The organism is Corynebacterium sp. (assembly GCF_012837295.1).
Lineage (GTDB): Bacteria > Actinomycetota > Actinomycetes > Mycobacteriales > Mycobacteriaceae > Corynebacterium.
In genome coordinates this window covers 1-7,787 of record NZ_DURI01000033.1, presented here as the reverse complement: position 1 = coordinate 7,787, position 7,787 = coordinate 1, and the positions used below count along the sequence as shown (strand labels likewise).

Sequence of the window (7,787 nt, the reverse complement as noted above, 5' to 3'; positions counted from 1 at the left end):
CGGCCTCGCGGGAGGCGGCGGTCTCGCGCTCGGCGCGGACGCGGCGGCCTTCCTCGACGGCGGAGGAGATGACGCGGGTCAGGACGGTGGCGGCGCGAATGGCGTCGTCGTTGCCCGGGATCGGGAAGTCGACGTCGTCCGGGTCGCAGTTGGTGTCCAGGATGGCGACGACCGGGATGCCCAGCTTCTTCGCCTCGGAGATCGCGATGTGCTCCTTGTTGGTGTCCACGATCCACATGGCCGAGGGAACCTTGGCCATGTCGCGGATGCCGCCCAGGGTGCGCTCCAGCTTGGTGCGCTCACGGGTGAGCATGAGGATTTCCTTCTTGGTGCGACCCTCGTAGCCGTTCTCCGCGGCGTCCATGGCCTGAAGCTCCTTCAGGCGGGACAGGCGCTTGGCGACGGTCTGGAAGTTGGTGAGCATGCCGCCGAGCCAACGGTGGTTGACGAAGGGCATGTCGACGCGCTCGGCCTCGTTCTGCACGGCCTCCTGGGCCTGCTTCTTGGTGCCGACGAAGAGGATGTTGCCGCCGTGGGCGACGGTCTCCTTGACGAACTCGTACGCCTCATCGATGTAGGTCAGCGTCTGCTGCAGGTCGATGATGTAGATGCCGTTGCGGTCGGTGAAGATGAAACGCTTCATCTTGGGGTTCCAGCGACGCGTCTGGTGTCCGAAGTGGACGCCGGCGTCGAGGAGCTCGCGCATGGAAACGACAGCCATGTGAATTCAGGGAAGGCCTCTCGTCCGGTCTGACTAGGACCGCGGCTGCTTCCCTTCCTCGCTTTCTGATTGATGTTCGGTTGAAGTCGCGTGCGGGTTTTCCCCGCACCCTGGCGCCGCGGGAACCGGCATCACCTCCCGGCGTGAACCGGGCACCTGGCGACGTCGGCTGCGATGTGCGGCGCGCGAAGTCAGCGCACCCGGGGTTCCGGGCACACTGCGGGAGGTAGCTTAGCGGATCCTCGCTGGTCGCGCCAACGCCGACGCGCCGGGCCCGGGCGGGCGCCCATCCACAGGTCCGGGTTCATCCACAATCGGGCTTCCGGCACCGGCTTTTTCGCTTGACGACGACCCGATGCCGGGGTCTTCTGGCGCCATGAATGCGCCACACCGCCCAGCCACCGCACTGGTCGCCGCCCTGTGCGCGCTGCTGCTCACCGTCCCCTGGCTGGCGGGTGCCGCGCCCGCCGCACGCGGTGGCGGCATCTCCGAGATCGAGCATTCGGCGCCGGTGGACGGCGGCGTCGTCAAGCCCTACGACCCGCCCCCGAAACGATGGCTGCCCGGGCACCGCGGCGTCGACCTGGCGGCGGGCGTGGGCGGGCCGGTGCGGACGTCCGGCGATGGGACCGTGCATTTCGCGGGGATGGTGGCGGGGACGCCGACGGTGTCGGTCATGCACGCCGACGGGATCCGCACGACGTACCAGCCCGTGCGCTGGTCGGCGCGCCGCGGCGACAAGGTGCGGAGGGGCGAGGTCATCGGCGTGCTCGAAGCCGGGCCGGATCCCGGGTTGCACTGGGGAGCGCTGCGGGGGCGGGACTACCTCAACCCCATGGACCTGTTGTGGCGTCGGCCGATCGTGCTGAAGCCGCCGACGTAGGTTTCACGCGGATCTCACGCACGGGGATGCGCCTTCCGGTGGGCCTCGCGGAGCCGGTCCGTGGACACGTGCGTGTAGATCTGCGTCGTGCCCAGCGAACTGTGGCCGAGCATCTCCTGGACGACGCGGAGATCCGCGCCCCCTTCGACCATGTGAGTGGCCGCGGAATGCCGCAGACCATGCGGGGACAGGTCGACGCCAGCCCGAGACGTCATGCCGTGGACGATGCGGCGCGCCTGCCGGGGATCCAGCCGACCGCCGCGGGCGCCGAGGAAGAGTGCGTCGTTGGCTGCGGCTGCTTTTGAAGACCCGGCCCCACCGAGCAGCTCCCCGCGTTCGCCGATCCACGCTTCGAGGGCGCGGGCGGCGGGTTCGCCGAAGGGCACCGTGCGCTGCTTGTCGCCCTTGCCGGTGACGGTGAGCGTCGCGCGGCCGAGGTCGACGTCCCCGACGTCGAGCGAGCACAGCTCCCCGACGCGGATGCCCGCTGCGTAGAGGATTTCGATCATGGCGCGATCGCGGGTCTGGAGCGCCCGCTGCTTCGGGGAAAGCTCGGCACCGGCCTCCCCTTCCGCCAAATCCTCCTGCTTCTCTCCCCGCGTCTCCCCCAGGCCCATCACATCATCGAGCAGGGCGCCGGCCTGCTCCACCGTGAGGATCTCGGGAAGATGCCGGTGCGGGCGCGGGCCCGTGACGCGACCGGCGGGGTCGGCGTCGAGCAGCCCGGCGGAGACCGCCCACGCGCCGAAACGGCGGATGGAGGTCACGGCCCGGGCCAAGGACGTGCGTGCGGCGCCGGCCCGGTGCTTGGCGCCCAGGTGCGCGCGGATGACCCGCATGTCGAGCTGGCGGATGTCCCCCAGCCCCGTGAGCAGCGGCACGAGATCGGCGCGGTAGGCGCGGATGGTGGCGGGGGCGAGACCGCGGACATGCTCGAGGTGATCGAGAAAATCCCCCAGCGCCGCGTCGAGATTCGGCGACAACTCCCCCGACGGCGGCGACGACGGCCCCCGGTTGCCCGCGTCGTGCGCGGAGCCTCCGGAAGCCGTCGTCGGTGCCTCACCCATGATGCAAGACCCTACCCCGGTGAACCGGGTGGACGTCGCGACCCCTGAAGACACGACGCCATTGTCCGGCCCGCCGTTAGCGGGAAGATCGACCGTTACCAGCCCGTACCGGCCAATCGCTTAGGCTTGCCTGACCTATCCTACGTAGGTGACCTGAAAAAGCAAGCCCCTTTCTCGGAAAGTTTCGGGATTCATCGCGCCCGCCTCCATGCGCTGCCGCGCCTCTCCACGAGACCCTTGCTTTCCAGCGCCAACAACAGGTGCATGGCCAGCGGCAACGTCATCCCGGCCTCCGCGGCGATGGCGGCGGTATCCGCACCTGCGGTCCCACCGCCCCTTCCAGCCCCTCCCGTTTTCGGCGTCGCATCGTAGACCCGGAGCTCGTTGCGCCCGAGCGATTGGATCGGATCCGCCGCCCACTCCAACTCCATCTGCGCCGCTTCGTCGACCTCCCCCACTCCGCGGTACAGCCCCAGGACGTGCTCGGGGGACGTGACCAACACCGCCTCGCCTTCGCGGATCGCATCATGGCACCCGGTGGACGACGCGGACGTCGCCGGACCCGGCACCGCGCCCACGGGCCTGTTCATGTGCCTGGCCCACGCGGCGGTGTTGCGCGCCCCCGAGCGCCACCCCGCCTCCACGAGGACCGTCGCGCCCGCCAATCCCGCGACCAGCCGGTTCCGGGTGAGGAATCTGTGCCGCGCCGGACGGATCCCCGGCGGATATTCCGTGACGATCGCACCCTGCTTTTCCGACTGCCCCGACTCCCCCGAGTCCCCAGAGTCCCCAGAGTCCACAGAGCCCCCGATCCTCCGGAACATGTCGGCGTGCGCCGCCGGGTAGTCCACCCCGGGTCCGCAGGCCGCGATGACGATGGTCCTCCCTCCGACGTCCAGCGCCGTTCGATGGGCGACGGCGTCGATGCCCAGCGCCCCGCCGCTGATGATCGTCGCCCCGGCTCGCGCCACGCCGGCCGCAAGTCTCTCGGTCATGCGGGCGCCGTACGACGTCGCGGCGCGGGTGCCCACCATCGCGACCGCATCGTCGACGAGCACGTCGAGTCGCCCGCCCCGCACCCACAGGGCATACGGCGGCGCGGCGTCGTTGCCCGGCGCGGTCGAGCCCAGGAAGTTCTGGACGGCGTCGACGGGCCACTCGTCGTCCTCCGGCGTCACCAGCCGGAAGCCATGGCGGGCGGCCGTGGCCAGATCCTCGTCCGCGTGGTCGAGGTGGAATCGGCTCTCCGTCGCTCCCGCCAGATCGCCCGGCAGACCCACGCGGCGCTTCACGCGATCGGCCGCCTCTTCCGGCCCGACTTCCCCCAGCAGCCTGTTCAACGCCGGGTGCGGCCCTTCCACCGTGCGGGCCAGGTACGCCCACGCCCGGCGCGTCATGCCGCCACCTCCCCGTCGACGGGTGCGTGGAGATCGCATGCGGTGGCCACGTCGCCGAGACCCGGTCGATCCCGGCCGTCGAGGTCCGCCAGCGTCCACGCCACCCGCAGGGCCCGGTCGACGCCGCGTTGGGTGACCGTGCGCTCGGCGAGCCTGCATTCCAGATATGCCATGCCCGCGTCATCCGCCGGCGCATGTCTGCGCAGCAGCGGCCCCGGCACCCCGGAGTTGGCGTTCACCCCGTCGACTCCCATGGCCTCCCATCGGGCCCGCCCCCTTTCCCGCGCGGCCATGACTCGCTCTCGGATCGCGGCCGAGTCCTCTCCCGGCTCCGGTCTCACGACGGAATGACGGGGATGGATGGACAGCTGCACGTCGACCCGGTCGCGCAGCGGCCCCGACACCGCCGCCATGTGCCGGCGCCTGGCCCCGGGCAGACATGCGCACTCCCCCGGTTCGACGGCCCCGCACGGGCAGGGGTTGGCCGCCATCACCAGCTGCACGCGGCACGGGTACCGCACCTGGTGGCGGGACCGCAGCAGCGTCACCTCTCCCAGTTCCAATGGCGTGCGCAGCGCATCGAGCACCCGGGCCGGCATGAGCGTGACCTCGTCGAGGAACAGCACGCCGCCGTGAGCGAGGCTCATGGCCCCCGGCCTCGGCATCCCCGATCCCCCTCCGAGCAGCGCCGCCGCGCTGACCGTGTGGTGCGGCGCGACGAACGGAGGTTGCCGGATCAGCCCGCCATCATGGGTCCCGATGCGCCCCGACACGGAGTGCACGGCGGTGACCTCCAGCGCATCTCGCTCGGCGAGCGGCGGCAGAATGCCCGGCAGCCGCGCCGCGAGCATCGACTTGCCGGTGCCCGGCGGACCCGACAAGAACAGGTGGTGCCCGCCGGCGGCGACGACTTCGAGAGCCCGGCGCGCCTCGTCTTGCCCGTGGACGTCCCTCATGTCCGGCACGTCCCGCTCCGCGACCACCCGCGGCATCCCATCGGGCGCGTCCACGCCTTCACCCGTCAGCGCCCAGCGCCACAGCTGGCCCAGGGTGGACACCCCGCCCACGGCGATGCCGCCGACCAACGCCGCTTCATCGAGATTCCCCGTCGGCACGACCACCCACCTCAGCCCGGCGTCACGCGCTGCGATGACGGCCGGCAATATCCCCTGCACCGCCCGCACCGTCCCGTCCAGCCCCACTTCCCCGAGCAGCGCCGTGCGCTCCAATCGCCCCCTGGCCTCGTCCCCGTCATCGAGGCCGGAGGACAACACCGCGCACACGATGGCCAGATCGAACGCCGACCCGTGCTTGCGCAAGCTCGCCGGCGACAGGGACACCACGACTTTCGTCCGCGGCCACGTAAGCCCCGAATTCACGGCCGCCGTGCGCACCCGGTCCCGCGCTTCGGCCACCGCGGCGTCCCCGAGCCCGCCGATGTGCATCCCCGGCAATCCCCGCCCCACGTCGGCCTCCACCCCGACGAGAACCCCGTCCAACCCCTGCAATGCGACCGACGTCGCCCGCCCGACGCTCATCTACGCCACGTCCCGGAACCACTGCACGGCCATGTCCCCGCCGAGGGGCATGACGTCGACGACGTCGAAACGCACGTGATCGCACGTCCTGCCCGTCTCCCGCAGCCACCGTGCGACGCCCCTGCGCAATGACTTCATCTTCGCCGGCGTCACGGCTTCCAGCCCTCCGCCCATCATCGGAGTGGTGCGGGTCTTCACCTCCACCACGACCACCGCGTCCCCGTCCGCGAACACCGCGTCGAGCTCGTCCCTGCCCACGCGGACGTTGGCGCCGATCAGCGTCAGGCCCGCGCCGACCAGGTGGCCCACCGCCGCCGCTTCCCCGGCGAACCCGAGCTTCGCCCGCGCCGCTCGCATCTCGTTCTTCCTCGCTTGATCCATGCCCCGACCTTCGCCCCGATCGCACGAAAAGACCCGCCGACCGGTGCGCCGGCGGGCGGGTTTTGTGGATGGATCGGGGCCTGTGGATAACCCCCGGCTACTCCGGAAGGCGCAGGTCGGGCTTGTCCAGCTCCTCGATGTTGACGTCCTTGAAGGTGATCACGCGGACGTAGCGAACGAAGCGCGCCGGGCGGTACATGTCCCACACCCAGGCGTCGGACATGCGCAGCTCGAAATAGACCTCGCCACCCGAATTGTGCGGGATCAGTTCCACGGCGTTGGCCAGGTAGAAGCGCCGCTCCGTCTCCACGACGTAGGCGAACTGGCTGACCACGTCGCGGTATTCCTTGTAGAGGGACAGCTCGACTTCGGCTTCGTAGTTGTCCAGGTCCTCGGCGCTCACGTCAGCGTCTCCCCTCGGTTGCGGTGCGGTCGGTTCGTGCGTGTGTCTCGCGGTGGCGCCGGTGCGCCGCCTCGACGTTGGCGTAACTCATCCGGTGTTCCCGGCTCGCGCCGAGCAGCTCCACCGCGGCCATGTGCGCGGCGGTGCCGTAGCCCTTGTGCGCGGCCAGGCCGTAGCCCGGCAGTTGCGCGTCGAGGTCAAACATAATGCGGTCCCTCGTCACTTTGGCGACGACACTCGCGGCGGCGATGCATCTAGCCGCCGCGTCGCCCCCGATCATCGGCAAATGGGGCGCGGGCAGGCCCGGCACCTTCATCGCGTCGGTGAGCACGTACCCCGCTGGCACGGGCAGCTTGTCGACGGCCCGCCTCATCCCCGAAACGTTCGCGTGCTGGATTCCGCGGGCGTCGATGTCCGCCGCCGAGATGATGACGGTGGACGTGGCCGTCGCAAAGCGGAGGATGAGCGGGAACAGGCGCTCGCGGGCCGCGGGCGACAGCGCCTTCGAGTCGGTGAGCGCGGCGAGCTCCGGGATCGTGCGGCGCGGCAGCACGCACGCCGCGATGACGATGGGGCCCGCGCAGGCGCCGCGGCCAGCTTCGTCGACGCCGGCGACCGGCCCGAAACCGCGCGCATCCAGGGCGACCTCGTACATGCGGTCCTGGGCGAGCCTGCGCAGCGACGGGCGGGGCAAGTCGTCGAGGATCGCCGGGCGCGGCCTAGTTGGCCTGGATGTCCGGGTCATCGACGCCGCCGATGCGGCTGAACGGCAGGATGATCGCCTGGACCTTGCCCACGACGTCGTCCACCGGCACGGAACCCTGGTGCTCGTCGCCGAGGTGGTAGCGGGAATCGAGGGAATTGGTGCGGTTGTCGCCCATCATCCACAGGTGATCGTCGGGGATGGTGACGGGGCCGAAGTAGGGGCCTCCGCAGGCCAGCGAACCGGTCGCCGGATCGACGGGGTTCTGCGGCGGGGCGAGGGTGAAGGACTCGTCGACGAGCTTGCCGTCGACCATGATGCCCGGATCCTCCTCGCGGCACTGCACCGTCTGGCCGCCGGTGGCGATGACGCGCTTGACCAGCGCGTTCTCATCCGGCGCAACGACGCCGATCCAGCTGCCCAGCGTCTGCAGCGAATTGACCACCGGGTTCTCCGACCGCTGGTTGACGAACGCCCCATCCCACGACGGCGGGCCATTGAACACGAGCACGTCGCCCGGCTCCGGCTCGGAGAACCGGTAGGTCATCTTGTCCACCCAGATCCGGTCGCCCGTGCAGCCCTCGCACCCGTGCAACGTCGGCTGCATCGACTCCGAGGGGATCAGGTACACGCGGCCGACGAAGGTCTGCACGCCGACCGAGATCAGCAGGGCGATCACGATGATGATCGGGAT

Annotated in this window: 9 protein-coding genes; 1 reads left to right on the top strand and 8 read right to left on the bottom strand. The window is 70.5% G+C overall.

Going from position 1 to position 7,787, the window contains the following annotated elements:
* The coding region (rpsB, locus tag GX015_RS01125) for a 30S ribosomal protein S2 (RefSeq protein ID WP_291342151.1) at positions 1 to 721 on the bottom strand (721 nt) is incomplete at its 3' end.
* Between the two features lie 376 nt (positions 722 to 1,097).
* Between rpsB and GX015_RS01120 the strand changes: the two genes are divergently transcribed.
* The gene (locus GX015_RS01120; RefSeq protein ID WP_291342149.1) at positions 1,098 to 1,604 is read left to right on the top strand and encodes a M23 family metallopeptidase; all 507 of its coding nucleotides are present in this window, start codon (positions 1,098 to 1,100) and stop codon (positions 1,602 to 1,604) included.
* Between the two features lie 14 nt (positions 1,605 to 1,618).
* Here GX015_RS01120 and GX015_RS01115 read toward each other — a convergent pair whose 3' ends face one another.
* From GX015_RS01115 to lepB, 7 genes are all read right to left on the bottom strand, one after another.
* Positions 1,619 to 2,671, bottom strand: coding sequence for a tyrosine recombinase XerC (locus GX015_RS01115; RefSeq protein ID WP_291342147.1), 1,053 nt, complete (start codon positions 2,669 to 2,671; stop codon positions 1,619 to 1,621).
* 191 nt (positions 2,672 to 2,862) lie between these two features.
* Positions 2,863 to 4,068 (bottom strand): DNA-processing protein DprA, encoded by a 1,206-nt coding sequence (locus GX015_RS01110; protein ID WP_291342145.1) that lies wholly within the window; start codon positions 4,066 to 4,068, stop codon positions 2,863 to 2,865.
* Positions 4,065 to 5,606 (bottom strand): YifB family Mg chelatase-like AAA ATPase, encoded by a 1,542-nt coding sequence (locus GX015_RS01105; protein WP_291342144.1) that lies wholly within the window; start codon positions 5,604 to 5,606, stop codon positions 4,065 to 4,067. Before GX015_RS01105 ends, GX015_RS01110 begins: the two co-directional genes overlap by 4 nt.
* Positions 5,607 to 5,987, bottom strand: coding sequence for a YraN family protein (locus GX015_RS01100; protein WP_291342143.1), 381 nt, complete (start codon positions 5,985 to 5,987; stop codon positions 5,607 to 5,609).
* Positions 5,988 to 6,084: 97 nt separating this feature from the next.
* On the bottom strand, positions 6,085 to 6,390 hold the full coding sequence (locus tag GX015_RS01095; RefSeq protein ID WP_046650144.1) for a DUF2469 domain-containing protein: 306 nt from the start codon (positions 6,388 to 6,390) through the stop codon (positions 6,085 to 6,087).
* A gap of 1 nt (position 6,391) precedes the next feature.
* Positions 6,392 to 7,069 (bottom strand): ribonuclease HII, encoded by a 678-nt coding sequence (locus GX015_RS01090; RefSeq protein WP_291342152.1) that lies wholly within the window; start codon positions 7,067 to 7,069, stop codon positions 6,392 to 6,394.
* Positions 7,070 to 7,109: 40 nt separating this feature from the next.
* Positions 7,110 to 7,787 (bottom strand): signal peptidase I (lepB, locus tag GX015_RS01085; RefSeq protein ID WP_291342141.1); only part of this gene is annotated, 678 nt, incomplete at its 5' end.

What these genes read in the sequence shown, in the direction of transcription:
- GX015_RS01120 (WP_291342149.1), top strand. Translation starts at nt 1,098, where the DNA reads ATGAATGCGCCACACCGCCCAGCCACCGCACTGGTCGCCGCCCTGTGC.
- GX015_RS01115 (WP_291342147.1), bottom strand. Translation starts at nt 2,671, where the DNA reads ATGGGTGAGGCACCGACGACGGCTTCCGGAGGCTCCGCGCACGACGCG.
- GX015_RS01110 (WP_291342145.1), bottom strand. Translation starts at nt 4,068, where the DNA reads ATGACGCGCCGGGCGTGGGCGTACCTGGCCCGCACGGTGGAAGGGCCG.
- GX015_RS01105 (WP_291342144.1), bottom strand. Translation starts at nt 5,606, where the DNA reads ATGAGCGTCGGGCGGGCGACGTCGGTCGCATTGCAGGGGTTGGACGGG.
- GX015_RS01100 (WP_291342143.1), bottom strand. Translation starts at nt 5,987, where the DNA reads ATGGATCAAGCGAGGAAGAACGAGATGCGAGCGGCGCGGGCGAAGCTC.